The sequence below is a fragment of the Novosphingobium sp. SG751A genome (genome assembly GCF_013149295.1).
In the GTDB taxonomy this organism is placed as follows: Bacteria; Pseudomonadota; Alphaproteobacteria; order Sphingomonadales; family Sphingomonadaceae; genus Novosphingobium.
Map to the genome: position 1 here is coordinate 15,958 of NZ_JABGCB010000018.1, position 26,625 is coordinate 42,582.

Annotated in this window: 23 protein-coding genes; 17 read left to right on the top strand and 6 right to left on the bottom strand. The window is 63.4% G+C overall.

The window, feature by feature from the left end; translation table 11 throughout:
- Positions 1–227 precede the first annotated feature (227 nt).
- Positions 228–1,229, top strand: a complete 1,002-nt coding sequence (locus FHW96_RS20570) for a hypothetical protein (RefSeq protein ID WP_172342459.1) — start codon at positions 228–230, stop codon at positions 1,227–1,229.
- Here FHW96_RS20570 and FHW96_RS20575 read toward each other — a convergent pair.
- Entirely contained in the window at positions 1,226–2,089 is an 864-nt protein-coding gene (locus FHW96_RS20575) for an AraC family transcriptional regulator (RefSeq protein ID WP_172342460.1), read from the bottom strand. The genes FHW96_RS20570 and FHW96_RS20575 overlap by 4 nt on opposite strands.
- A 116-nt stretch (positions 2,090–2,205) precedes the next feature.
- Here FHW96_RS20575 and FHW96_RS20580 point away from each other — a divergent pair, with 116 nt between their 5' ends.
- Positions 2,206–3,669, top strand: a complete 1,464-nt coding sequence (locus tag FHW96_RS20580) for a carotenoid oxygenase family protein (RefSeq protein ID WP_172342461.1) — start codon at positions 2,206–2,208, stop codon at positions 3,667–3,669.
- A 41-nt stretch (positions 3,670–3,710) separates the two neighbouring features.
- Here FHW96_RS20580 and FHW96_RS20585 read toward each other — a convergent pair whose 3' ends face one another.
- Together FHW96_RS20585 and FHW96_RS20590 are read right to left on the bottom strand one after the other, a co-directional pair.
- Positions 3,711–4,535 (bottom strand): hypothetical protein, encoded by an 825-nt coding sequence (locus FHW96_RS20585; RefSeq protein ID WP_172342462.1) that lies wholly within the window; start codon positions 4,533–4,535, stop codon positions 3,711–3,713.
- 11 nt (positions 4,536–4,546) lie between these two features.
- Complete coding sequence (locus tag FHW96_RS20590; RefSeq protein ID WP_172342463.1) at positions 4,547–7,465, bottom strand: TonB-dependent siderophore receptor; 2,919 nt, start codon at positions 7,463–7,465, stop codon at positions 4,547–4,549.
- Positions 7,466–7,692: 227 nt separating this feature from the next.
- On the opposite strand from FHW96_RS20590, the gene FHW96_RS26300 reads away from it, so the two are divergent.
- The 14 genes from FHW96_RS26300 to trxB all read left to right on the top strand — a co-directional run bounded on the left by FHW96_RS26300 (position 7,693) and on the right by trxB (position 23,611).
- Entirely contained in the window at positions 7,693–8,595 is a 903-nt protein-coding gene (locus tag FHW96_RS26300) for a LysR family transcriptional regulator (protein WP_172342464.1), read from the top strand.
- A gap of 175 nt (positions 8,596–8,770) precedes the next feature.
- Positions 8,771–10,210 carry an NAD-dependent succinate-semialdehyde dehydrogenase gene (locus tag FHW96_RS20600; RefSeq protein WP_253951119.1) on the top strand — a complete coding sequence of 480 codons (1,440 nt, stop codon included), beginning with the start codon at positions 8,771–8,773 and terminating at the stop codon, positions 10,208–10,210.
- A complete protein-coding gene (locus FHW96_RS20605; RefSeq protein WP_172342466.1) occupies positions 10,207–11,289 on the top strand; it encodes an amidohydrolase family protein in 1,083 nt (360 codons plus the stop codon). Before FHW96_RS20600 ends, FHW96_RS20605 begins: the two co-directional genes overlap by 4 nt.
- Positions 11,286–11,768: a DUF3237 domain-containing protein gene (locus tag FHW96_RS20610; RefSeq protein WP_172342467.1), complete on the top strand. Its 483-nt coding sequence runs from the start codon at positions 11,286–11,288 to the stop codon at positions 11,766–11,768. The genes FHW96_RS20605 and FHW96_RS20610 overlap by 4 nt, the downstream gene beginning before the upstream one ends.
- 1 nt (position 11,769) lies before the next feature.
- On the top strand, positions 11,770–13,098 hold the full coding sequence (locus tag FHW96_RS20615; protein WP_172342468.1) for an MFS transporter: 1,329 nt from the start codon (positions 11,770–11,772) through the stop codon (positions 13,096–13,098).
- 209 nt (positions 13,099–13,307) lie between these two features.
- A complete protein-coding gene (locus tag FHW96_RS20620) occupies positions 13,308–13,850 on the top strand; it encodes an RNA polymerase sigma factor (RefSeq protein ID WP_172342469.1) in 543 nt (180 codons plus the stop codon).
- A complete protein-coding gene (locus FHW96_RS20625) occupies positions 13,847–14,818 on the top strand; it encodes a FecR domain-containing protein (RefSeq protein WP_172342470.1) in 972 nt (323 codons plus the stop codon). Before FHW96_RS20620 ends, FHW96_RS20625 begins: the two co-directional genes overlap by 4 nt.
- A gap of 179 nt (positions 14,819–14,997) precedes the next feature.
- Positions 14,998–18,210 (top strand): TonB-dependent receptor, encoded by a 3,213-nt coding sequence (locus tag FHW96_RS20630; protein ID WP_172342471.1) that lies wholly within the window; start codon positions 14,998–15,000, stop codon positions 18,208–18,210.
- 11 nt (positions 18,211–18,221) lie between these two features.
- A complete protein-coding gene (locus FHW96_RS20635) occupies positions 18,222–18,665 on the top strand; it encodes a nuclear transport factor 2 family protein (RefSeq protein ID WP_172342472.1) in 444 nt (147 codons plus the stop codon).
- Positions 18,662–20,800: a protein-disulfide reductase DsbD gene (locus FHW96_RS20640; RefSeq protein WP_172342473.1), complete on the top strand. Its 2,139-nt coding sequence runs from the start codon at positions 18,662–18,664 to the stop codon at positions 20,798–20,800. The genes FHW96_RS20635 and FHW96_RS20640 overlap by 4 nt, the downstream gene beginning before the upstream one ends.
- A 26-nt stretch (positions 20,801–20,826) precedes the next feature.
- On the top strand, positions 20,827–21,444 hold the full coding sequence (locus FHW96_RS20645) for a redoxin domain-containing protein (RefSeq protein WP_172342474.1): 618 nt from the start codon (positions 20,827–20,829) through the stop codon (positions 21,442–21,444).
- A 96-nt stretch (positions 21,445–21,540) separates the two neighbouring features.
- Entirely contained in the window at positions 21,541–21,984 is a 444-nt protein-coding gene (locus tag FHW96_RS20650) for a nuclear transport factor 2 family protein (protein ID WP_172342475.1), read from the top strand.
- A gap of 26 nt (positions 21,985–22,010) precedes the next feature.
- On the top strand, positions 22,011–22,649 hold the full coding sequence (locus FHW96_RS20655; protein ID WP_172342476.1) for a YceI family protein: 639 nt from the start codon (positions 22,011–22,013) through the stop codon (positions 22,647–22,649).
- Complete coding sequence (trxB, locus tag FHW96_RS20660) at positions 22,646–23,611, top strand: thioredoxin-disulfide reductase (protein ID WP_172342477.1); 966 nt, start codon at positions 22,646–22,648, stop codon at positions 23,609–23,611. The genes FHW96_RS20655 and trxB overlap by 4 nt, the downstream gene beginning before the upstream one ends.
- Before the next feature lie 7 nt (positions 23,612–23,618).
- Here the strand turns inward: trxB and FHW96_RS20665 are convergent, their stop codons facing one another.
- A complete protein-coding gene (locus FHW96_RS20665; RefSeq protein WP_172342478.1) occupies positions 23,619–24,092 on the bottom strand; it encodes a cupin domain-containing protein in 474 nt (157 codons plus the stop codon).
- Complete coding sequence (locus tag FHW96_RS26810; RefSeq protein ID WP_371815771.1) at positions 24,085–24,255, bottom strand: hypothetical protein; 171 nt, start codon at positions 24,253–24,255, stop codon at positions 24,085–24,087. The genes FHW96_RS20665 and FHW96_RS26810 overlap by 8 nt, the downstream gene beginning before the upstream one ends.
- Positions 24,256–24,459: 204 nt before the next feature.
- Here FHW96_RS26810 and FHW96_RS20675 point away from each other — a divergent pair, with 204 nt between their 5' ends.
- Positions 24,460–25,167: an IS6 family transposase gene (locus FHW96_RS20675; protein WP_172342479.1), complete on the top strand. Its 708-nt coding sequence runs from the start codon at positions 24,460–24,462 to the stop codon at positions 25,165–25,167.
- 293 nt (positions 25,168–25,460) lie between these two features.
- Here the strand turns inward: FHW96_RS20675 and FHW96_RS20680 are convergent, their stop codons facing one another.
- The gene (locus FHW96_RS20680) at positions 25,461–26,585 is read right to left on the bottom strand and encodes a zinc-binding dehydrogenase (RefSeq protein ID WP_172342480.1); all 1,125 of its coding nucleotides are present in this window, start codon (positions 26,583–26,585) and stop codon (positions 25,461–25,463) included.
- Positions 26,586–26,625 lie beyond the last annotated feature (40 nt).

Sequence of the window (26,625 nt, forward strand, 5' to 3'; positions counted from 1 at the left end):
CTGCTGCGTAGATCATGCTGTGGACCACTTGCGTTCGTTCCCCTGTGTTGCGGCCGACAGCTTTGCCCAGATTGCCCGCCGCCACCTTGCCACGAAGGAACGCGCAAATTCTCCATCAGGGAACAGGCGAGCTTGAGGCTGGACGGGGGCGCCCGCTTGCCCTCACACAGGGGACAAGAGCCGCATGATGGCCGTAAGACCGGAGGAGAGAACCCTTGCATTACCGCATGATCGCAACGCTTGCCGCGCTGGTGGCATCTTCGGGCGGCGCTCCCGCCATAGCGCAAAAGCCGGCCTGCGACCGGGCCTGTCTGTCGGGTTTCATCACCTCCTATGTCGATGCGCTGGCCCATCACCGGCCTGCCGCGCTGCCGCTGGCCAAGGCCTCGCGTTTTACCGAGAACGGCGTCGCCATCCCGCTGGGCGAGGGGCTGTGGACCGGGGTGAGTGCGGTTGGGCAGCGCTATCGTTATGACTATGTCGATGTCGCGGCGGGGCAGGTGGCGGCTCATCTCGATTTCGTCGAAAACGGCAAAGCGGGGCTGATGTCCCTGCGCCTGAAAATCGTGGGCGGCAGAATTTCCGAGATCGAAACCGTGGTCAATCGCGGCGCCGCCAATGCCGAACGCATGGTGCCCCCCGAGCCGCTGTGGGAGGCGCCTGAACCGGCGGCCACCCGGCTCACCCGCGCGCAACTGGCGGCGGTGGCGCAAAGCTATCTGGCCGCCGTGGCGGCGGGTGATGGCAGCAAGGCGCCGTTCGATCCCGACACCTGCGTCCGGCTGGAAAATGGCGGGGTGATGGCGCAGACCGCCAATGACCATCCTCCCCAGCCTGGCCCCAATGCGCAATCGCCGGTGCCTTGGATCCGCCTTGTCGCATCGACGCTGGGCATGGGATGCGCGAAGCAGCTCGACACCGGGATCTATGGCTTCATCACCAGCTATAACAATGCCCGCTTTCCGGTGATTGATGTCGAGCGCCAGATCGTGTTCGGCCAATGGAATTTCCGCCGCCGGGGCGATGTCAAAGGCGTGACCTATAACGGCGCCTTCACCTCCTTCATGGAAAGCACCCAGTTTCCCAACGAGAACCTGTTGGGTCAGGCCTTCAAGATCCGCCATGGCAAGATCATCCGGGTGCAGGGCGTGTTCCTCAACGCCAATGTTTACAAGTCCGGCACGGGCTGGAGCGGTGGGGCGGACGGGCCGGTCGCCGGACCCCGTTAAGTTGTTTCGGATGGCAGGCGGAACCGGCCCGGCGTGGCGCCGGTCCGCTTGCGGAACATGCGCACGAAATAGGACGGTTCGGAAAAACCCAGCGAGAGCGCAATATCCGCCGCATTCTCGCCCGAAAACAGCAGGCGGCGGCGTGCCTCGTCGATCAGGCGGTCCATCACCACCTGCTTGGCGTTGCGATGGGCATAGCGGCGGCACAGCGCATTGAGCCGCGCCGGAGTGGTGTTGAGCGCGGCGGCATAATCGGCAATCTGGCGGGTGCGGGTAAAGCGCCGCTCGACCAGCGCGCGAAATTCGAGAAACAGCGCGTGATCGCCATGGCCGCGCGGATCGGCGGCGCGCTTTTCCATCAAGCGGGCCAGATGGACCAGCAACAGGCGCAGCAGCGCATCAAGGCACAGCGCCTGCCCATCGCGCTCCCCCCGGCTCTCCTTCATCAACAGCGTCAGCAGCGCGGAGAGGTCCTGCACCTGATCGCCAAGATCCATCACGCATGGCGCGGCCAGCAAGGACGCCACCCCCACGCGCAGGTTCATCACCACCTCCAGCACGCGATCATGACGGATCAGCACGTTCCAGCCCTGTGCCCCCGGCCCGATGTCAAAGCCATGCATCGTGCCGCCCGGAATGGCGATCAGGCAGGGGGCCGCCACCTCACTCCGGACGCCGTCCAGATCGACAAGACAGGAGCCGCCCGTGGCCACGATCAGCTGCAACAGATCGCGGTGGCTATGAGGCCCGATGCTGGCCGTTGGGCCGTCGGGCGCGCGCATCTCCTCGATCCACAGATCCGCGCGCGCGCCGGGTTCCTGCATCGGGGCCAGAGAATGGGGCGTGTCGATCTTTGTCATTGCCCTTGCGAAAAGTACCATTGTCTGCCCGGTTTAGTCCATTTTACGCGAAATTCCATCTGGTAAGTACCATTCATGGGCCGCAATTTCAGCGGCCCGCGAGAGGAGCCAGAACCATGGCCAGATTTCCCGACACCAGGAATTTCCGCTATTCGCTGAGGCCCTTACGGCTGGAGGGCGATCTGATCGACCTTGAGGTGGAAGGAACGGTGCCGCCCGAACTCAACGGCATATTCTACCGCGTCCAGCCCGATGCCCAGTTCGAACCGATCTTTGAGAATGACCAGTTTTTCAACGGCGATGGGCTGATATCGCAATTCACCTTTCGCCATGGCCGTGTCGATCTGAAACAGCGCTATGCCATGACCGACAAGCTCAAGGCCGAGCGCAAGGCTGGGCACGCGCTGTTCGGTGCCTATCGCAACCCGCTGACCGATGATGACAGCGTCAAGGGCATGATCCGGGGCACCGCCAACACCACCCCCATCGTCCATGCGGGCAGGCTCTATGCCTTGAAAGAGGACAGCCCGCCGCTGCTGATGGACCCTGTGACCTTGGAGACACAGGGCTATGGCAATTTTGCGGGCAAGATGCGCAATCAGACCTTTTCCGCGCACCCCAAGATCGACCCGTTGAGCGGCAATATGTGCAATTTCGGCTATGCCGCCACCGGCCTGTTGACGCGCGATGTGTCCTATATGGAAATCAGCCCCGATGGCGATCTCCTGTTCGAGACCTTCTTCGAGGTGCCCTATTATTGCATGATGCATGATTTCGCGGTGACGCGCGACTATGCGATCTTTCACCTCTGCCCGATCACCTCGAATTGGGACCGGCTGCGCGCCAACAAGCCGCATTTCGGGTTCGACACCTCGCTGCCGGTCTATCTGGCGGTGCTGCCGCGCGGGGGGCGGGCGGAGGATATGCGCTATTTCAAAGCGCCCCGGACGGTTTTCGCCAGCCATGTAATGAATGCCTATAATGAGGGCACGCGGATCACTTTCGACATTCCGCAATCCGAAGGCAATGCGTTCCCCTTCTTCCCCGACATCAACGATGCGCCCTTCGATCCGGTGGCGGCGCGGCCTTTCCTGCACCGCTGGGTGGTAGATATGGCGTCCAATTCCGATGAATTCGAACAGTTCGAGCGCGTGTCCGACCTGATCGCCGAATTCCCCAAGATCGACGATCGCTATCTGGGCCAGCCCTATACGCATGGCTGGATGCTGGTGATGGACCCGGATATGCCGTTCGAGGGCGAGGGGGTTCGCGCTTCGGGTTTTCGGATGAACCGGATCGGCCATTTCAACCGCGTGACGGGCGAGGAAAGTACCTGGCATTGCGGGCCGCAATCGCTGATTCAGGAGCCGCAATTCGTCCCCCGCCACAAGGATGCCGCCGAGGGCGATGGCTATCTGTTGGCGCTTGTGGACAATCAGGTCACCAATTATTCCGACCTTGTCATCCTTGAGGCGCTGAACATCGCGGCGGGGCCGGTTGCGCGGATACATGTGCCGTTCCGTATGCGCAACGGGCTGCATGGATCGTGGGTGGATGCGTCCGCTCTGGCGGGGGTCTGAACGAGGGCGGGCGGCGCCATCAGGTGCCGTCCGCCAAGCTATCACTTGCCGTCACAGGGGTTGCGGGCAAAGAAATCAAAGACCGCAGGCATGGCGCGATGCCATGAATCGCTGTGCCCGCCGCCCGGTATCACCATCAGGCGGGTGGGAATGCCCGCCTGTTCAAACCCGCTGGCCATGGCGACCATGCTTTCGATGGGCGCCACATTATCCTTGTCGCCATGGACGAACAGCGCGGCCCGCGTGCCCTTGGCGCGGGCGTAGGGATAGGATGACGGATCGAAAGGCCCGTCGCTGGGGGAAATCGCGCACCATGTCCTGGGCTGATCCTGCGCCAGATGCAGCGTGCCCTGTCCGCCCATCGAATTGCCCATCAGATAGGGATGGGGCAATGTGCCATAGGCGGCCCTGACCCGCGCAATGGTGGCAAACACATCCTGCTGCGCCAATGCCACATCCTGCACGCTTTTGGGCGCGATATCGGGCGGCGGCCCGGTCAGCGCGCCCGGCGCGGGCCAGCGATAGGTGCCGCGCGGGGGCAGGCCGGTGCCGCCCCCTTTCACCAGCAACTGGGCGCCCCATCCGCCCTTGTGCCCGCGCGGCGAGAGCAGGATAAAGTGATGTGCCCGCGCCGCATCGAACAGGCGCGGACGAAAGGCCGGATCGCGGTCGAACGGCCCATTCTCCGTCGCCCCGCCGCCATGCAGCATCACCACCAAGGGCCAGTGATCCCCCGGTTTCCAGTTCTCGGGCACGAAGAGCCGGTATCGGCTCTCCACCCCCGGTGCGAGTTGGTAGGTCTGCGCATTATCGCCCACCGGCGGGGCAACCGTGGTGGCGGCCAGCAAAAGGGAAAGCATCATCATCTCGTCTCCCATCAATATTTGAAGCGCACCCCGACCCGGAAGGCCCGACCCGCCGTGTCATAGATGGTCGGATTGGTCGGGCTGGCGCTGACCGGGAACAGCGGCGGTGCCTTGTCGAACACATTGTTGACCACGCCGAAGAACTGCAGCTTGCGCCGTCCGTCATTGACCACATCGACCGAGGCGTTGAGGTTGAGATAGGCCACCGCCGGAACATGGTTGTTGTTGATGGTAAAGCCGATGCCCGGCCGTGGCGTGGCGCTGACCCCTTCGACCGCCAGCACGCTGTAAACGCCCTCGCCGATATAGCGGACCTCGGCGCCGACACCCACCGGGCCTTTGCGATAGCCCATGTAGAGGCTGCCGTTCCATTTGGGGCGGCTCAGGCCATAGGTGCCCACCGCGCCGCCGTCGATGGCGCCGGCATAGTCGATCGGGCCGTTGATCGCATCGTCGATGATCGTGTGGATCGTCTTGCTGGCCAGCGCCGAGAGCGTCACCCGTCCGCCGCCAAGGTTGAAACCATAGGACAGTTCGAAATCCAGCCCCCGGAACGCCCAGCGCGACAGGTTGAGCTGTTTGATGGCGATATTGGTGATCGACTTGCCGTCGCTGCCAAAGGTCAGCAGGCCGCATAGGGCCTGATTGCCGCTGTAGCAGCCATTGATGATGTTCTGGCTGGTTTGCGTGCCGATCACCCCGCGCACGTCGATGTTGAAATAATCGACCGAGAAAGCCAGCCCCGGAATGATGCGCGGCTTCAGCACAAGGCCGATGGTTTCGGTGTTGGCGACTTCGGGTTTCAGCGCCGGGTTGCCCGATGTCACCGAGGTCACGCCCAGCCCGATGCCCGTCCCGCCCAGAAACGGATTGCTCAGCCCCGAAGGATTGCCGCCCACGGCGCCCGAGAACAATTCGCTGATGTTGGGCGCGCGAATGTCGCGCGACCGTGTGGCGCGGAAGGAGATCCCGTCGATCAGGCGATAGACCCCGCCCACTTTCCAGGTCGTGACAGGCCCGCTGGTGCTGTAATCGGTGCGGCGCACCGCCCCGTTCAAATCCAGTCCTTTGCCAAGAAAGCTGTTCTTGAACACCGGCGCCTGAATTTCGCCGAACACCTCCTTGACGTTATACGATCCGGCCAGCGGCTGCTGGTTGGTGGTGGCGTTGATGTAACCATTGGCCGCCGAGGTGGCATCGACGGTCTGGTTGACGCTGGTGGTGCGATATTCCGCGCCCGCCGCCACGGACAGCGCGCCCGCCGGAAGCTGCACAACATCGCCCCGCACCAGCCCGTTGACGGTGGTCTGGCTGACCACCTGACGGAAGGTGGCCGTGCCGGTGGCATAGGCCGTGGCCGCCGCCGAGGGAGAGCCGCTGCCGAAAGGATTGATGGGCACGCAGGAGGGATCATCATTGGTGGTGATCGCGTCGGCATTGATCCGGCACACTACCTGGCCGCCCGAAACCACGCTGTCGACGGCATTGTTGAAGCGCGAGCGGACCAATTGATAGGGGCTGGACTGGTTATAGACATTGCGCCCGGTTTGGCCGGTCACTTCCCATGACCATGTCTTGCCGATCTTGCCGGTCAGGCCGCCCACGAAATTATACGTCTCGTTCTTGCCCGAACTGATGGCAAAGCCGGAGGGGCCGATGTCATCCCATTCGCGCCCCAGCGAGAAAGTGTTGGTCGACACCGCCGGAATTTGTGCCGCGATGGAGGCCAGCGCGGGCACCGTGCGCAAAAAGCCATTATCGCCGCGAATGGTCAGCGGCAGCGAGCGTTGGGGGAAGGAGCGCGTGGTGTTGCTGCTGGCCGCATAGAGCGCCGAGGCCCAGAGTTTCAGGCCATCGCTGACCTCAAATTCGGTGCGCGCCATCACGTTATAGCGCTCGATGGGCTGGGACAGCGCAATATTGTCGGCAAGGTTGAGCGCATTGATCGCGCCATTGGTCAGCGTTTGCGAGGTCGTGGTCAGGCCGCCGAAGGGAAAGCTGTAGGGCGTGCCGCCCGTGCCAAAACCGGTGCCGCGCAGCGAGGCCGGGGTCGCCCCGCCCACCGCCGTGATCAGGCCGCCTTGCGTATAGTTCGAGAAATAGACGTTGGGCGAGATGATCCGCTGGGGCAGGCCATTGGCGACATTGCCCGCGCAACCAAGGCTGGCCGCAACCGCCGTGCCCGCCGCCCCGGCGCAGGGATTGGAATAGACGGCATAGGCGTTTTGCCCCCATGGGCGGCTGCGGGCATCATAGATCTCGCCGATATTGTGATATTCGCCGCCGATCACGAAATGGCCGCGCCCTTGCGCATAATCCGTGCCCGCGATCAGGCCCAGCTTGGTCTCCGCGCGGTCGCCATAGGCGGTGATGCCCTTGGAGATTTCGCCTTCGATCCCCTTCATCTGCTTTTTCAGGATGAGGTTGACCACGCCCGCCACCGCGTCCGAGCCATAGCCCGCCGAGGCACCGCCCGTGACGACCTCCACCCGGTCGATCATCAGCGATGGGATCAGGCTGAGATCGGACACGCCGGTTTGCGTGGTCGGCACGGCGCGTTGGGAATCGACCAGCAGCAGCGTGCGCACCGTGCCAAGCCCGCGCAGATCGACATTCTGGCTGCCCGCGCGCTGGGCCGGGGTGGCATTGGCGATACTGGCGCTGGCACGGACCGAGGGCAGGCTGTTGAGGATTTCAGTGGTGGATGTCTGGCCCTTGGCCTGAATCAGATCCCGCCCGATGACCGAGGTGGGGGTGGGCGCGTTAAAGCCTGCCTTGGCGATGCGCGATCCGGTCACGATGATCTCGGCGGCCGGGACTGGGGCGGCTTCCTGCGCCTGCGCCACTGGGGCAAGCACAGTCAGGCCCAAGGCGGCCAACACGATGCGCGATGCTTCCCAATGGCGATGGTTGTTCGGTTTCATGGTCATAGTCCCTCCCGATTTTTTGCGGACATTCGCCCGCTTTGTCTTTCAGCTTCCGGTATTGCCGAGATCGGAAACAGCGGCATTTCCTGCAGGGAACGTGCGAGTTCTCTCTCAGCGAACGATCGGATCGCTCTCATGACGTATGGATAGGCAGCGATTGCGGATGCCGGAATTGACCAAAATTCGCGAGTAGCTATAAAATCCCTTTATAGAAAAGAGGGGGGGACGGCGTGGAGATCAAACAGCTATCCGACTTTGTCGCGGTATGCCGTGCGGGCAGCTTTGCCGCGGCCAGCAGACGCATCAACACCTCGCAGCCGGGGCTGGGCTATCAGATCAAACAACTGGAGGCCGAACTCGATGTGGAACTGCTCCACCGCCATTCGCGCGGGGTTTCGCTGACGCCTGCGGGCATGGCCTTCCTCCAAAAGGCCGAGAAGATCCTCGATGCCGTGACCGAGGCGCGTTCGACCATGGTGCCGTTTCGGGTGGGGCGTCGAACCATTTTGCGCGTGGGCCTGTCGCCCACGCCCGCGCGGCTGGTGGGGCGGGCGATGGCGGCTCTGTCGGCGCAATTGGCCAATGTCGAATTCACCCTGCGCGAGGGCTATTCGGAGGATCTGATCGACCTTGCCCTGCGCGGTGATCTCGACATGGCGATCACGCTCAGCCGCGATCCGCGCCCCGGTTTCCGGCTGCGCCCGCTCTATCGGGAAAAATTGTGCCTGATCGGCAATCTGGGAGCGCAGGATCTGCCCATCGGGCCGATCACCTTGCAGCAACTGGCCCATATTCCCATCGTCGCCGGACCGCGCGGCCATCTGGTGCGCGAGAGGCTGATGGCCGCGACACAGGCGGCGGGCGTTGCGCTCAACATCGTTCAGGAACTTGACCCCAGCGGGTTGCGCCGCTCGCTGGTGGTCTATGGCGATCAGCGCACCGTGGCCGCGCCCGGCGTGTTCATCGACGAATATGAGCGCGATCTGCTCGGCGTCTGGCCGATCGAACCGGCCATCCCGCTTGAGGTTGCCATGCTGGTGGCCGCCACGGTTCCGCTCGAACTGGAAGAAGCGATTGCCGGGGCGGTGGTTGAGGCGATGGCGCCCTTTGGCGGGCTGATCGACCCGGTGTGAGGGATCGGCCTTGCTATAAAGCCTCTTTATAGCAGCCTGCGAATTTTACCGCCTTCCCGATTTCTCCGGTTTGGTTAGCCATAGGGCGCAGGAGGAGATGCCTTGCGCCGCGCGCTGCGCGGCAAAGGCGAGGCATGTCTTCGACGACCATTCGTTCCAGACAGGATTTGCGACCTTGATCGAAGTTCCCCACTATCCGCCTCTGGCGCTCTATATCGACGGCGCGTGGATCGGCGCCGAAGGGCGGCGCACCCATGATGTCATCAACCCGGCCACGGGTGAGGCCTTTGCCCAAGTGCCGCTGGCCGATGCCGCCGATCTCGATCTGGCGCTGGCCAGTGCGGATCGCGCTTTTCGCCAGTGGCGCGGGGCCGCCGCCGATCAGCGCGCCGGTGTGCTGCGCGGGGCGGCGGCTTTGCTGCGCGAACGTATCCATGCCATCGCCGCCTGCGCGGTGCTGGAACAGGGCAAGACCTTGGCCGAGGCAAGGGCCGAGGTGATGATGAGCGCCGCCCTGTTCGATTTCTACGCCGAGGAAACGAAGCGCCTTTATGGCCGCGTGCTGGTCCGCCCCACCGGCCAGCGCTCGATGGTCACCAGCGAGCCGATTGGGCCGGTGGCGGCCTTTGCGCCATGGAATTTCCCGATCAACAATCCCGCGCGCAAGCTGGGCGGGCCGATTGCGGCGGGGTGCAGCGTCATCCTCAAACCCGCCGAGGAGGCTCCGGCTTCGGCCATGGCGGTGGTTCAGGCGCTGCTCGATGCGGGCCTGCCTCCGGGCGTGGTGCAACTGGTGTTCGGCGTGCCTGATGAAGTGTCGCGCCATCTGCTGGCCAGTCCCGTTATCCGCAAGATGAGCTTTACCGGATCGACCGCCGTGGGGCGCCATCTGGCGCGGCTTGCGGCGGATCGCACCATTCGCACGACGCTGGAACTGGGCGGCCATGCGCCGGTCATTATCTTTGACGATGCCGATCTTGATCGCGCGGTGCCGTTGCTGGCGGCGTCCAAATTCCGCAATGCCGGGCAGGTCTGCGTCTCGCCCACGCGCTTTTATGTGCAGGAGGCGATCCATGATCGTTTCGTCGCGGCGATGGCCGAAAGGATGGCGGCAATCCGGCCCGGCAACGGTCTGGACCCGGAAAGCACGATGGGGCCGATGGCCAATATCCGCCGCCCCGCCGCCATTTCCGCGCTGGTGGGCGATGCTGTGGCCCATGGCGCACGGCTGGATTTGGGCGGCGAGCCGGCGGGTGAGCCCGGCTATTTCTGGCAGCCGACGCTCCTGACCGATGTGCCCGCTGCCGCCCGCATCATGCAGGAGGAGCCGTTTGGCCCGGTGGTCATGACCGCCCGTTTCTCGACCTTTGACGAGGTGGTCGAACAGGCCAATCGCCTGCCTTTCGGCCTTGCCGCTTATGCGTTCACCGAGAATGGCCGCCGCGCCAATCTGATTGCCGACGCCATCGAGGCGGGCATGGTGGCGATCAACACCACCGCCATCGGCGCGGCTGACGCGCCTTTCGGCGGCGTCAAGGAAAGCGGCTATGGCTCCGAGGATGGACCCGAGGGCGTCATGGCATGCCGCATCACGAAAGCGATCCATACAGCATGAACGACACACTCCCCCCGCTTCGCACCGGCGGCGCGCAAGGCTATTTACGCATCGCCACGGAAGAAGCCTTCGCCATTCCCGAAATGGTCGAGATTTACCGCGACATGCTGGCCAGCCCCGATGTGGACCCCGGCGTGCGCAGCCTGCTGGGCTTTTATTTCACCCATGAATCGGAAAGGGCGCGCTGGGTGCGCGACCGGCTGCTCGATCTGGGGCAGCAGCGGATCGCCGATATGGACGAGCGAGGGATCGACATTCAGGTGCTGGGCCTGACCTCGCCGGGGGTGCAGATGCTGGCGGCGGACCGGGCAACGGCGCTGGCCGAATTGGCCAATGACCGTTTGGCGCAGGCCTGCGCCGATCATCCCGACCGCTTTGTCGGCCTCGCCGCCTGCGCCTTGCAGGAGCCGGACAAGGCCGCGCGCGAGCTTGAACGCGCGGTGGGCCGCTTGGGCATGAAGGGCGTGATCGTCAATTCGCACACTTTGGGCGAATATCTCTCCGACCCCAAATTCTGGCCGATGCTGGAGGCGGCCGAGGCCTTGGACGTTCCGCTCTATCTGCATCCGCAAACCCCGCCTGCCTCGATGATCGGCCCGATGGTCGAGGCCGGGCTGGACGGCGCGGTTTTCGGCTTTGGCGTCGAAACCGGCTTTCACGCGCTGCGCATGATTACGGCGGGGGTGTTCGACCGTTTTCCCCGGCTCAAACTGGTGCTGGGCCATATGGGCGAGGCCTTGCCCTACTGGCTCTATCGCCTCGATTTCATGCATGGCGCACAGGTTCGCTCGGGGCGCTATGAAGTCCTCAAACCCCTGCAGCGCGGGCCGATTTCGGCCTATTTGCGCGAAAATGTCTGGGTGACCTGTTCGGGCATGGCGTGGGAACCGGCGATCCGCTTCTGTCAGGATGTGCTGGGCATGGACCGGGTGCTTTATGCGATGGACTATCCCTATCAATGCCCCGCCGATGAAGTGCGCGCGCTTGATGCGATGGGCCTTGCCGATGCCGACAAGAAGCGCTTCTTTCAGACCAACGCGCAGGACCTGTTCAAGATGACAGCAAAGGTTGCAGCATGACCGACCCGCATCCGTTTTTCCCGCAGCTGGAATATGCCTTTACCATCGCGATCAAACTGTCGGGGCCGCCCACGCGGGTGCAGCCTTGCGTGACCGGGCAAAACCGGGCGATCATCCATATCACCGAAGGCACGATCACCGGCCCCATGCTGCAAGGGCGGGTTGTGCCGATGTCGGGCGCGGATTGGGCGCAGATCAGGCCCGATGGCACGCTGGATTTCGATGCGCGCTATACGCTCGAACTGGCCGACGGCACGCCGGTCTATATGCAGAACCGGGGCTTCCGCTGGGGATCGCCCGAGGTGATGGCGGCGCAGGCGCGGCGCGAGCCGGTGCCCTTCGATGCCTATTACATGCGCGTCACGCCCCGTTTCGAGGTGGCCGCTGGGCCGCATGAATGGCTGGCCAAACATGTGTTCGTGGGCGTGGCCGAGAAGCTCCCCGAGGGCAATGCCATCCATTATTTCGTGGTGCGCTGATATGGCCCCGTTCGACGTTCAGCGCTTCATCGACGAGCATCGCTGGGCGCCGGTCCAGTATGGCTTGCTGGTGGTCTGCCTGTTGCTGCTGTTCACCGATGGCTTTGACATCTTCATGTTCGGCAAGGTCGCGCCCGTCATCGCCAAACATTTCGGCACGACCCCTGCAGGCCTGAGCATGGTGGTGGTGGCCCAGCAGGTGGGGCTGGCATTGGGCGCGTTCCTGATCAGCCCCTTTGCCGACCGCATCGGGCGCAAGCGGGTGCTGGAGTTTTGCGCGCTGGGCTTTGGCCTTTTGACGATCCTGAGCGCGCAGGCGACCTCGATCCCCGCCTTTGCCCTGCTGCGCGGGCTGGCGGGGGCTTTGCTGGCGCCGGTGGTGCCGATCACCCTGGCGCTGCTGGCCGAATTCACCCCGCGTCAACGGCGCACCACGATCATGGCGGTGGGGTTGGTGGGATATGGCCTTGGCAATGCGGGCAGCGCGTTTTTTACCGCAAGGTTGCTGCCCTCCTATGGCTGGACAGGGCTGTTCTGGTTCTGCGGCGCGGTGGGTCTGCTCTGTGCCGGATTGCTGTGGCTGTTGCCTGAAAGCCTGCAATTTCTGGTGGCGCGCAATGCTGTGGACCCCCGGATCGCGCGCATTGTGCGCCGGATTGATCCGGCCACGCCCCTGACCGGCAACGAGCATTTTGCGCTCACCGACAAGGCCGATAGCCGTCTGGCGCCTTTGAGCGAATTGTGGCGCGAGCAGCGTCACGCAACGTTGGTGTTTTGGGCGGCGTCTTTCGCCAGCATGGGCATGATCGCGCTTTTCGCCTCATGGATGCCCAGCTTCTTTCATCAGATGGCGGGCGTGCCGGTCGAACGTTTCGCCGCGGTGGCCAGTTTCGGTTTGCTGGGCGGATCGGTGGGCACCTTGCTGGCCGGCGGGTTGCTCGATCGTTTGCCGCCGCGGCCGGTGATGGTCGGCTTTTACCTGATACAGGCGACGGCGGTTTGCGGGCTGGGCCTTATCCCCTTTGCCTCGGGGGTGTTTCCCGCCGTGCTGTTCCTGTGGAGTCTGGCACAAGGGGGCGGGCAGGCGGCCCTGAACGTCAGCATCGTCCATGCCTATCCGCTGGGCCTACGCAGTTCGGGCCTTGGCTGGGCCGGTGGGGCGGGGCGCATCGGCGGCATCGCCATTCCGTTGCTGGGCAGTTTGCTGCTTTCAACGTCGCTGTCTCTGAGCGCGGTGATGGCGCTGCTGGCCGCCGGGCCTTTGCTGATCGCCTTGCTCCTGATGGTGGCGGGGCGTGGTCTGGCGTTGGGTCCGCCGGGGCGGCCGTGATATCGCTGCGCTTTCGATTGGGCCCGCTTTATGGCGCCGCCTATCCGACCTTTTTTGGCAGGGAGAATGTCATTGAACATATCAATCCCACCTGCTATTTCCCATCATAACGATCCCGGTCTATAACGGGCATAACGGCAAGAGGTCTTCCCGCGTAAAAACGGCAGGCCCTGACATAAGCGCCGCGTGGGGAGAGGCTGCAACAAGCCATGGATGACGGCATCATCGCCTGGATCGGGGCGAACCTCCTGCCTTTTGAGGGTGAGGTACGCCGCTGGCTGCGCCGTGTCAGCAAGTCGCGTGATCTTGAGGATGACATCATTCAGGACGCCTATTGCCGGATCGGCGCGGCGCAGGATCTGTCCCATATCCGCAATGGCCGCGCCTATTTCTACACCGTCCTGCGCTCCATCATGATCGAGCGGTTTCGGCGCGAGAAGATTATTAAATTCGAAAGTCTGGCGGAAATCGAATCCCTGCACGTCATAGATGAGAGTCCCTCCGCCGAGCGCGTGCTCAGCGGACAGCAGCAATATGAAATGGTGTGCAGGCTGATCGAAGGCCTGCCCGATCGATGCCGGGAGGTGTTCACCATGCGCAAGGTGCATCAGTTGAGTCAGCGGGAAACGGCCGAGCGATTGGGCATTTCGGAAAACATCGTCGAAAAGGATGTGGCAAGGGGGATGAAATTGCTGATGCAGGCCATAAGCGATCTGGACGCCGGTGAGCAGCAGGAAGGCACCGCAAGATGACCCCCGATCCGGCGACCACGATCGACGAGATGGCCGCCCGGTGGCTGGCCCGCATGGTGTCGGGCCATGCCAGCGAAGAAGATCGTGCCAGTCTGACCCTGTGGCTGGAGGCGGACAGTCGTCACAAGGGCGCCTATATGCGCGCGATGGCGCTATGGCGGATGCTGGACGGCGCGGCGCAGGCTCCGGCCTTGCCGACGGCGCATGCAGTTCTGCCGGTGCGCAACCGGGTTCATCCGCGTTTGACCCGGCGCCGGATGCTTGGCGGGGCGGGCGCCATGGCGGCCTCGGTGGCCGGGGCGCTGGTCCTGCGCAATTATCTGCGCGATGAGCAGCAGATTTTGCAAACGGGCCGGGGTGAGGTTCGAGAATTTGCGCTTTCCGATGGATCCCATATCGTTCTGGATAGTGGATCGCGCGTCGATGTGACGATGCGGCGCGATGCGCGCGACGTGGCGCTGGTTGAAGGAACCGGCTGGTTCCACGTTGCCAAGGACAAGACCCGGCCTTTCACCGTTTCGGCCAATGGGGCCCGCTTCGTTGCGGTCGGCACCGCCTTTTCGGTCAGCAGGGAGGGCGCGACGCGGATCGTGGTCAGCGAGGGCATCGTACGGATGACAGCCGCCGATCATGCGCGCGCCATCGACCTGCACCGCAATGAAACCGCGATGATCGACCGGGCCGGAGGGCTGAAGCTGGCCCGCCTGTCCGATGATGCGATGAACCGCCAGATGGCATGGCGCGAAGGGTCGGTCGGGCTGGACGGGGAAACCCTGCGCGAGGCGGCGGACAGTTTCAACCGCTATAACCGGACCCAGATCGTCATTGTCGATCCGGCGCTGGGCGACAAAAGGGTCATCGGCTGGTTTTCGCGCGGTGATCCTCAGGGCTTCGCGCTGGCGGCGGCCACCATGCTGGATGCCAAAGTGGACCGGCAGGGCGAAACGATCCGCCTGATGAAAAAGTGAATTTTTCTGTGCTTCGATAGAATAATCGGGGGCACGAAGGTTTTTGTAAAAATATCCAGTCAGAGCGGCGGAATATTTTTTCACGCTCGTCATCTGTCCTGAAGACCAAAAACACCCTGGACAACAAAGGGTGAGGTAAGGAGAGAGTGATGAGAGGAAGCCTTTGTCGGGCGGCCTTGATGGCCAGTGTTGCCATCTATGCCCAGCCTGCCACCGCCACAGCACAGACCAGGAATTTCGATCTTCCTGCTCAATCGGTGCGTACCGGTCTGCCCCTGTTTGCCAGACAGGCCGGGCTTCAGATCATCTTTCCGCTCGACGATGCCAGCGCGGGCAGAATTCAATCCCTGCACGGCGCCTATGATGTCCGACAGGCCCTCAAAACTGTCCTGACCGGGACCGGGCTGAGCGTGATCAGCGACAATGGGCATACGGTGGTCCTGCGCAAATCGGGCGAGGCGTCCCATGCCCGGACGACCCCGGTGGCCATGACGCAGGCCATCGGCCTTCCTGTGGCGCCCATCGAAGGCGGGGCACGCCAGCCCGAACCGCCGGTCCAAGAAATTATCGTGACCGGCAGCAACATCAAGCGCGCCGACAGCGGCGCCCTGCCTTTGTCGGTCGTCGATCGCAGCGCCATCGAAACGCGCAATGCCAGCACGCCCGTCGCGCTGCTCACCAGCCTGCCGCAGGTGACGGGTGCGCCGCTCAACGAAGGGGCCAATGGTTCCTTTTCGGCGCGCGGCGATTTCGCGGCGATCAACCTGCGCGGTATCGGCAGCGGCAATACGCTGGTCCTGCTCGACGGGCGCCGCCTTGCCCCCCATGCCATCAGCACGACCGACGAAGGCGGCCTGCCTTCCTCTTCTGTCAATGTGAATCAATTGCCGACACAGGGTCTGGATCACATTGAATTGCTGCGCGATGGCGCCTCCTCGATCTATGGCTCCGACGCGGTGGCGGGCGTCATCAACTATATCATCGACAAGAAATTCAACGGGCTGGAGGCCAGGATCCGCTCCACCGCGAATGAATATGGCGATGGCAAGGAGTTCAGCGGCTCGCTGCTGGCGGGCATGAAATTCGCGCAGGGGCGCGGGCATGTCACGGCCACCGTCGATTTTTACCACCGCGACGCGATCTTTCTGAAAGACCGACCCTATACCGCCGCCGGCAATTTCGTTTCGCAGGCCCCCGCGCCGTGGAATGCGGTCAGCACGCTGATCCCGCTGTCGGCCAACCCCTTCTATCGCCTGCAGGCGGCGGGGGCCTATCCCAGCTTTATCGTGGGTTCGGGCAGCACGACGAATTATGTGGTGCCGCAAAGCAGTTCCTATTCCCTCACCACCACCGCGCCTGCGCGCAGCATCGATACCGCGCCCGGCTATTACTTCAACAACAATGCCTATCAGGCCATCGTGCCGCAAAGCGACCGGATCAACCTGTTCGCGGCGGTGGATTATGAGCTTTCGCCCGCCATCACGGCCTTTGCCGAATTGTCCTATTACCGCGCCCATTCGGTGCTGGTGCGCCAGCCCATCAGCTATAACGGCGGCAGCTTTGCCGATCAGAAGCTGATCGTGCCCGCCGGCAGCCCGTTCAACCCCTATGGCCAGCCCGTCACGCTGCTCACCAAGGTCTTCACCGATCTGCCCAATGAGCGCGATGAGATTACCGATACGGTTTACCGGGTTCTGGGCGGGCTGCGCGGCACGCTGGCCGACAAGTGGCGCTGGGAAGCGGCGGCCTATTACACCGCCAGCGAAGTGACCGACATCGGCCATAATGCCGTGCGCGAAAGCCTGCTGCAAAAGGCGGTGAGCGATGGCACCTACAATCCCTTCGGCTTTACCTTCAAACAGGTGGGCGGGGCGGTTGTCGTTGATCAGCCCTACAGCAATCCGGCCAGCGCCTACAGCCCGTTTCTGGCTGATTTCAAGCGGCAGGGCCGGTCGTCGCTGGCCAGTGTGGACGCGAAAATCAGCGGCAAGCTGATCGATCTGTGGGCAGGGCCCTTGTCGGTTGCGGCGGGCGGCGAATTCCGGCGCGAGACGTTCAGTTTCACCATGCCGCCCTATGCGGGGCTGAACCCGGCGGGATCGGGACTGGCGACGGATAACAATGATTTCATCCTGTTCGGTCCCGCCGCCAACTGGGCCGCAAGCCGCAACATCAGCAGCCTTTATGGCGAGGCGGTGTTGCCGGTCATTTCTCCCGACAACAAGGTGCCGCTGATCCGCTCGCTCGAACTGACCGGATCGTTCCGGTTTGAGAATTACAGCGATTTTGGCTCAGTGGTGAAACCCAAATTCGGCGCCACGCTGCGCCCGACCCGCTGGCTGCTGTTCCGCGGTTCGTACAATCAGGGTTTTCGCGCGCCCAATCTGCCCACACTCAATGGTGGCGAACGCAAGAGCCTGTCGGTGTTCCTCGACCCTATGACCAATGTCAGCGGGCCGCGTTGGACAATTTTTGCGGGCAATTCGACGCTCAAGCCCGAGGAATCGACGGGGCGGTCGCTGGGCGCGGTGGTCGATGTGCCCTTTGTGCGCGGCCTGCGTTTTTCGGTCGATTACTGGGAGATCAGCCAGCGCAATCTGATCACCACGGTGGCTGTGTCCGACATTCTGCAAAATGACGCGGCCTTGCTCAGCAAGATCGTCGCGGCCAATCCGGGCATCGCCTATGGCGCTCAGCCGTTCGGCAGCGGCACCGATGCTTATAAGGGCGATCCGCGCGTCATCCGCAATGCCGACAACACGGTCTATGGCGTGCGTACGCCGCCCTATAATTCGGCCAGTTCCTTCATCTCCGGCCTCGATTTCAGCGTCACTTATCGTTTGCCCGAATTGCCGGTTGGCCGCTTCATGCTGCAATTCGACGCGGCCAACCTGCGCCGTTACGAGGTGACGCCCACCACGGGCTCGCTGCCCGATGTGCGGCTGGGGCGGGATGGGGCCAGCAAATGGCGCGGCAATCTCAACCTGACCTGGCTCAAGGGCGGCTTTTCGGCCTCGCTGGGGGCCTATTACATCGGCTCCTATCAATCGAGCAGCGTGACCCTGCCGGTCGCCACCGCCGCTCAGCAGGCCCAGTCCGAAGCGCTGTACCAGCAATTGGGCGCCCCGTCCTATATCGCCAAGGGCACCAATCTGGGCACGGTCTATTACCGCTATGTCGTGCCTGCAACCACCACCTACAACCTGTCGGTCGGCTATGAGTTTCGCGACCGCCGCGATGTGCTGAACGGGCTGGGCGTGCGGCTCGGCGTGGTCAATCTGCTTGATCAGCACCCCCCGCTCGACGGCACGCCGCAGGGCTATAACACGGGTGTTTATGGCCAATTGCTGCCGGGCCGGACCTGGACGCTCGACATTTCCAAGAAGTTTTGAGGAGCCCGAGGATGAGACATCTCGCATGGAGGGCTGCTGCCTTCCTACCGCTGCTGGCGATTACCGCCCCGGCCCCCGCCGCCGCCCCAGTCGAACAGACCGTGCTGAAAATCGAGCGACAGCGGCTGGATGCCACCGTCGCGCGCGATCTGACCGCGCTGGACCGGATGACCACCGCCGATCTCAACTATGTCCACGCCGGCGGATTGCGGCAGAACAAGGCACAATATCTCGCCTATATCGCCAAGGGTGAAGTGACGCTGGCATCCTATGACATAGGCAAGGAAAGCGTGCGGGTGATCGGCGATGTGGCCGTCACCCACGGGCTTTACACCTTTGCCACCAATGCATCCTCTCCCCCCGTCCGCACGGGCAAGACGCTGTTCACCGCGGTCTATGTCCGGGACCATGGCCAATGGCGGCTTCAGGCTTGGGAGGCAACGAAGGTTCCATGAACATGCATCTTCCCAAACTCGCCCGCGCGCTGTTCGGCTTGGCCGGTCTGCTTTGCGCTTCGCTCTCCCACGCAGCGCCGGTGCGTGATGGCCATGTAGTGGCCGAACTGGTCGCGCGGGAAAGCGCCTATGTGCCGGGTCAGCCGGTCACGCTGGGCGTGCATCTGACGATGGACCCGCATTGGCACACCTATTGGCGCAATTCGGGCGATTCAGGGCTGGCCACGACCATCAAATGGACGCTGCCCAAAGGTTTTGAGGCCGGGCCGATTGCATGGCCCACGCCCGCACGCCTGCCGCTCTCCACCATCATGAATTATGGCTATGAAGGCGATGTTCTGTTGGCCAGCCCGATCCGGACCGCAGCGGTGGCGGGCGATAAAGCCCAGATCAAGGCGCGCGTCGACTGGCTGGTGTGCAGCGCGGAAGAATGCATTCCGGGCGGGGCGGATCTGGCGCTGACTCTGCCGGTGGGCCAAGCGGTGGCGATGGATCAGGCGCAAGCCGCGCTGTTTGCCAAGGCCGGCGCGCAATTGCCCCAATCCGCGCCCAAATGGCAGTTCACCTCGCAGCGGCTGGGCGATGGTTCCTATCGTCTGTCTGCCCGCCCTGCCGCCGGGCAAGCCTTGCCCAAGGACACCTATTTCTTTGCCGATGATGCGGGTGTGACCCAATCGGGCGCGCCGCAAACTGCCACGGTCGAGAATGGCGCGCTGTCGGTCACGCTCAAGCCCTCGCAATATGCGCAAGGCACCCCCGGCGCACTCAACGGCGTGTGGGTGGCGCCGGGCGGCGGCTGGGGCGATGGCCTCAGCGCCGCGCAGGTGACAACCCGCATCGGGGCCAAGGCGGCTGGACAGATTCTGCCCCCCGTTGCATCCGGCACCGATCTGGCCACGCTGGGCGGCATGTTGCTGACGGCTTTTGTCGGGGGCATGATCCTCAATCTGATGCCCTGCGTCTTTCCGGTGCTCTCGCTCAAGATCATGGGTTTTGTGCAAAGCGCGGGCGATGATCGCCGCAAGATCGCGCTGCATGGCTGGATTTATGTGCTTGGGGTGCTGACTTCGTTCTGGGTGCTGGCGGGCACGTTGATGGGCCTGCGCGCGGCGGGGGCGCAACTGGCATGGGGGTTTCAGTTGCAGTCGCCGATCATCGTCGTGCTGCTGTGCCTGCTGCTGCTGGCGCTGGCCTTCAGCCTGCTGGGCATCTTTGAAATGGGCGCAGGCTTGGTGGGCGCTGCCGGGCGTGTGCGCAACAAGGGCGGCGTCAGCGGCTCGTTCATGAGCGGCGTTCTGGCCACGGTTCTGGCCACGCCCTGCACCGCGCCTTTCATGGGCACGGCGCTGGCCTTTGCGCTGACCCAGTCCACCTTCATCGGCTTTGTAGTGTTCACCGCTCTCGCGCTGGGCATGGCTTCGCCCTATCTGGTGCTGTCGCTGCGCCCGCAATGGCTGGCTTTTCTGCCCAAGCCGGGGGCGTGGATGGACACGCTCAAGCAGGCGATGGCCTTTCCGCTGCTGGGCACGATCATCTGGTTGCTCTGGGTGTTTGGCCAGCAGACCGGGATGAACGGCCTGTTGCAGGCGATGATCGCCATGCTGCTGCTCTCGATCGGGCTGTGGACATGGGGCCGCTGGGGCACGATGTTTCAGGAGGCGCCGGTGCGCCGTCGCGCGCTGGGCGTGCTGCTGGCCTCTGGAGCAGCGGCGCTGTGGTTTGCCTATGCCGGATCGCTGTTGCTGCCGCCCGCCGCGGCCAGTGACACCTCGGGCGAGTGGCAGGCCTACACCCCCGAAAAACTGGCGCAGATGCGCAGCGAGGGCAAACCCGTTTTCGTCGATTTCAGCGCGGCATGGTGCGCCACCTGCATCGTCAACAAGCAGATGGTGCTGAGCAAACCGGACGTCACCCGCGCCTTCCGCGAGCACGGCGTGGTGTTGATGGAGGCCGACTGGACCCGGCGCGATGCGATTATCACCAAAATTCTGGCCGCCCATGGGCGCAGCGGGGTGCCCTTGCACATCCTCTATGCGCCGGGCGAGGGCGAGCCGCTGCTGGTGCGCGATCTGGTCTCGAAGGAGGAGATCGTCAGCGCATTGGCCCGCCTGCCTGCCGCCTCGCCCAAAGCATGAATGTCATTCCGATCAAGGAGCTGATTATGAACCGCAAATCTCTGTCCGTCGTTTTGTCCTTTACCCTTGTCGCCGGTCCGGTGGCGGCGCTGGCCGATGTGCATGTGGGCGATGTCGCGCCCAATTTCACCCTGACCGACATGCATGGCAAAGAGGTCTCGCTCGACCGCTTCAAGGGCAAGTTCATCGTGCTGGAATGGACCAACCCGGAATGCCCCTTTGTGCGCAAACACTATGGCAGCAACCATATGCAGGGGCTTCAGCGCACCTACACCAAGCGCGGCGTGACGTGGCTGTCGATCAATTCGGGCGCGCCGGGGCGCGAAGGCTATCGCACACCCGAAGCGGCGCTGGCCACCGCCGCGCTGCAAAAGGCGGCGCCCACCGATGTCCTGCTCGATCCCAAGGGCACGGTGGGGCATATGTACGGGGCCACCACCACGCCGCATATGTTCCTGATCGGGCGCGATGGCAAATTGCTCTATATGGGCGGCATTGACAGCATCCCCACTAACCGGGTGGAGGATCTGCCCATGGCCAAGAACTACATTGCCGCCGCGCTGGATGAGGCACTGGCGGGCAAGCCGATCACGACCAAGGCGGCAATGCCTTACGGCTGTTCGGTGAAATATGCGCTGAAATAGGCTTTAATCCAGCCACGCCCCCGACGCCCAATGCTATTTTCCCGTTGCGGTCCCTCTCGCTGGGGGGCGCGGCGAAGCCATGCGAGGTTTCCCCTCATGACCCGATTTTTCCTTGGTTCGCTCACCTGCCTGCTGGCGGTCATGCCGGTTGCTGCATCGGCTGCCTCTCCCGCCGATGGGCTGATCGCCTTTGAACATGCCCGGCGCAAGGCCGTCGCCCATGTCGATCTGGCTGCTATCGATGCCATGACCAGCGCCGATCTGATCTATGTCGATGCCTCGGGGTTTGAACGCGACAAGAAGGCCTATCTCGACCATCTGGCGACCGAAGGCGTGGTCTATAACAGCTACAGCCTCGATGACCTGCATGCCTCGGTGCGTGGCGGGGTGGGGGTTTTGTCAGGCCTGTTCCGCTTCAATGTCACGGTCAACGGGCGCGGCAATGTCGGGACGCAATATTTCACCTCGGTCTATCTCCGCGACGGACAGGGCTGGAAGCTGATGGTCTGGCACCCCACGCGCGCTGCGGTTCAGCCCTGATCGACATCTCTGCACAGGAATTTCCCATGACTTTTCGTTGTCTCGCCGGCGCTGCGCTGGCGATCCTTGCCGCGACGCCCGCGTGGGCGGAACCGGGCATCGTGTCGCGCAATCCCGCCGATCTGCCCGCCGGGGCATGGAAGATCGATCCGGGCCACGCCAGCCTCACCGTCAGGCTGAGCCATCTGGGCTTTTCGTTCTTCACCCTGCGGTTCGACAGGATCGCGGCGCAATTCGATTATGATCCGGCCCATCCCGCCGCCGCGCATGTTTCCGCGCAAATCGACCCCGCCTCGGTCAGCACCGGACAGCCAGCGCTGGACAAGGAATTGGCGCAGGAGGCTTGGTTCGATGCCGCGCATGACAAAACCATCAGCTTTGTTTCGCGATCGATTGATCCGGGCGATGGGCATCGCGGCACCATGACCGGCGATCTGACGATGCGCGGCGTGACGCGGCCCGTGACCCTTGCTGTCACATTCAACGGCACGGGCACCGGCTTTGGCCTGCCGACCCCGCGTGCAGGCTTTTCCGCCAGTACGGTGATCCACAAATCGGAATTCGGCATGAACCGCTATGCCTCGATGCTGGGGGATGATGTGTCGGTGGTCATCGAGGCGGAATTCCTGCGCCTGCCTGCCAAGGCCGGGGGGGCAGGGCAATGAGCGGTCCAGCGAGCGGTGATCAGAACTTTGCCCGCGTGATCATTCTGGGGTCTGGTCCGGCGGGGCTGAGTGCGGCGATCTATGCCGCGCGGGCAGGGCTGAACCCTATCGTCATTCAGGGGATGCAGCCGGGCGGGCAATTGACCATCACCACCGAGGTCGAGAACTATCCCGGATTTCGCGAGGCCATCCAGGGGCCATGGCTGATGGAGCAAATGCAGGCGCAGGCCGAGCATGTCGGCACCCGCATGGTGTGGGACACGATCGTGGATGTCGATCTGTCGAGGCGGCCTTTCCGCCTGATCGCGGATGGCGGCGTCACCTACACTTGCGACGCGCTGATCATCGCCACCGGCGCGCAGGCCCGTTGGCTGGGGGCCGAGGGTGAAGCGGCGCTGTCGGGCAAGGGCGTATCGGCCTGTGCCACCTGCGACGGCTTTTTCTATCGCGGGCGGGAGGTCTGCGTGATCGGCGGCGGCAATACTGCGGTCGAGGAAGCGCTTTACCTGACCAACCACAGCCCCAGCGTCACCCTGATCCACCGCCGCGATACGTTGCGCGCGGAAAAGATGTTGCAGGATCGGTTGCTGGCCCATCCCGGCATCCATGTGCTGTGGAACAAGGCGGTGGCGCGTTTTGTCGGTGGGGGGCCGGGCGGGGCGCTGAGCGGGGTGGCCCTGATCGATACGGTGAACGGTCGGATCAGTCACCACCCGACGCAGGGCGCCTTCGTCGCCATTGGCCACAAGCCCGCGACGGCGCTGTTCGCGGGGAAGATGCCGCTGGACGAGGATCAATATCTGCAGGTCCGCCCCGGCACCTCGCTGACCGCGATCCCCGGCGTGTTTGCCGCAGGCGATGTGGCTGACAAGGTCTATCGTCAGGCCGTGACGGCTGCGGGCATGGGGTGCATGGCGGCTCTCGATGCGGAGCGCTTTCTTCAGATGAACGGCGGTTCTTGAGGGATTTTCACCAAGGCGTGCCATCCTTGTGTGTGAAGAGCCAGCGCCCGCCTGACCATTGGGCGACCAGATCGTCCTCGGGATATTCGCCCTGATCGTTGGGATCACGATCGCCTACCTCCAGATAATGGACGTCCCCGCCGGTTCGGTTGATCAGATGATGCGCCACACCTTCTGCCGGAAAACCCACACACATGCCGGGCGAAAGCAGCGTCTCGCCTGCATCGGTGCGCAAGGTGGGATGGCCAGACAGGATGTAGATGAACTCCTCCTGCCGGCTATGCCGGTGGAGCAGGGCGGACTGGGCTTGCGGCGGCAGGATGGTGAGGTTCACCCCGAAGCGCGTCAGGCCGAAGGCATCGCCCAATTGCCGCTTGACCCGCCCCGCCACACGGGCGGCAAATTCGGGCGGATAGTTGGAAGGCTTCGCGCGCGGCGCAATGGCGAGAGCCTCGCGCGGTGCAGGATCACGTTCAGGCATCGATGCCTCCTTGAGGATCATGGCAGACGATACACAGCTTGTTGCCGTCTGGATCGCGAAAATAGGCGCCATAATAGTCGGCGTGGTAATGCGGGCGCAGGCCCGGCTTGCCCTCGCATGTTGCGCCTTGGGCCAGCGCCATGGCATGAATACGCTCGACCATTGGGCGGTCAGGCGCGAGCAATGCCACCATTTGGCCATTGCCTGCCTCCGCTGCCCCGCCATCAAAGGGTCGGCCTACCACGAAAAGCGGGCGGCTCGTTTCCGCCGGTTTCCAGATGATCAGATGGGGCAGCGTGGGGGGGCTGTCGCAAGCTTGCGCATGGGGGCGGCAATGGGTAGCGGCATCAGGCTTTGAGGGATTGAGATGTTCAAAGGTCGCCACTTTGATGCGTCGCTGATCCTGCTGTGCGTACGCTGGTATCTGAGTTACGGCTTGAGCCTTCGGAACTTGGAGGAGATGATCGCCGAGCGCGGGATCAGCGTGGACCATTCCACGATCCATCGTTGGATGTTGCGATATGCGCCGAAATTGCTGACCAGTTTCAACCGGCGCAAGCGGCCGGTCGCGGGTCAATGGCATATGGACGAGACGTACATCAAGGTGAAGGGCCAGTGGATGTATCTGTATCGGGCCATCGATAAGGTGGGCGCCACGGTCAACTTCATGTTTTCGGCCAAGCGCAACCTCAAGGACGCACGCCGGTTTTTCCGGCGCGCATACAAGCGCCATGGCTTGCCGCCGCAGGTTACGATCGACGGCAGTCAGACCAATCTGGAAGCCGCCCGGCGCTGCCATGGCGAGGTCAGATTGCAGACGCGATCCAGGGTCAAGCCGGTAACCATCCGCCAGAACCGGTACATGAACAACCGGATCGAGCAGGACCACCGGCGGATCAAACGTAGAACCCGCCCGATGCTCGGCTTCAAGTCGATGGCCAGCGCCGCGATCATCCTGGAGGGCATCGAACTCATCCATATGATCCGCAAAAATCAAATGGGGTGGCCTGTTCAAACCCGGAGCGACGGGCGAAATCCGTCCGTCGCCCAGCAGTTCGAAGCCCTCGCCACATAATTCAACATGTCAAAGAGCCCTTCTCGGCCGAACCCAATCTTTGCGACAGAACCCAGGCGGGGGGGGGGGGCAGGCAATGATGTTTCCTGCCTTGGGCAGGATAGGGCAGCAACATTGGCAATCTTCTGTTGTAGCCGGGGAGCGCCATCCACGGTTCCCCCATTCCCAACGCGATCAATGCATGACTTGGTTGTCGGCGGTGCTTTCGCCCAGGCCGACCACCCCATCACGCCAACGCCCAAGGTCTTCACGTTCGATGTCGCAGGTGCCATTGCCGCAGAAGGAGCGGGCTGTCACATGTCAATTGAACTGTTACACGGCAGGATCAGGAATTTGCTGCCCGTTGCGCGTCTGGTGTAATCGGCGACCGCTTCGCGCGACAGCGCATCGGCCAGCGACAATTCACCCTTGTAATGGCAGGCAAAGGTAGTCGTCAGTTCGGCTGCGACGCGGCCATGCACCCGCGCCCTCGCCTCGGGGCCAAGCCTCTCCATCATGGGAGACAGCAACCAGCCCGACACATCCCACACAAAGCCGAGAGTGCGCGGCAGGGTGATCGGCGCCATATCCAGCGCGCCATAGACAAATCCGCGCTTCACCTGCGTCGAGCCATAGCGCGAATAGGCGCCATCAGCGGTTGCCACCCTTTCCATCGCGGTCAGGATCGTGCCCAGCAACGGGCCGCCGCCGATGGCATCAAACACAACCCGCGCGCCGGTTTCCGCCAAGGCCTGCTCAAGCTCCTGAGAGAAAGTGGCGCTGGTGCTGTCGAGGACATAGTGGGCACCCATGGCGCGCAGCAATGCAACCTGCTGCGCGCTGCGCACGATATTGACGAGTGGGATGCCATCAGCCAGACAAAGCCGCACCAGCATCTGGCCCAGATTGGATGCCGCCGCCGTATGGACCAAGGCGGATAGGCCCTCGGCCCGCATGGTTTCGATAAAGGCAAGTGCAGTCAATGGGTTGACAAAGGCTGCCGCGCCCTGACGAGCAGTAATTCCTTCGGGCAGCACCATGCATTCGGCGGCCGGGATGACGCGATACTGGCTGTACATCGCCCCGGCAAAGGCGGCCACCCGCCGTCCGATCATGTGCTGAGCATTGGTGCCCGCGCCTACCACGACCCCTGCGCCTTCATTGCCGATCCCCAATGGCTGCCCGACCCGCGCGCTCAGCGCCTTCATCGCGGCAGGCGGCACCGGCGCCTCCACGCGCCCCAGCTCATAAGTGGCCTCCGCCATCAGCGCCGGACCGAACATCAGCCCCAGATCGGACGGGTTGATCGGGGCCGCCTCCACCTGAACCAGCACATCGTCGGGGCCGGGCGCGGGCAGGGGCTGTTCGACCAGTTCGACCACCATCCTTGCGTCTTCCCGCAAAGTGGTGACAAGCGCGCGGGTGGTGGATGGCAGCATCGAATATCTCCGAAATAGCGCGGTGGCGCAGAGGTTCTAG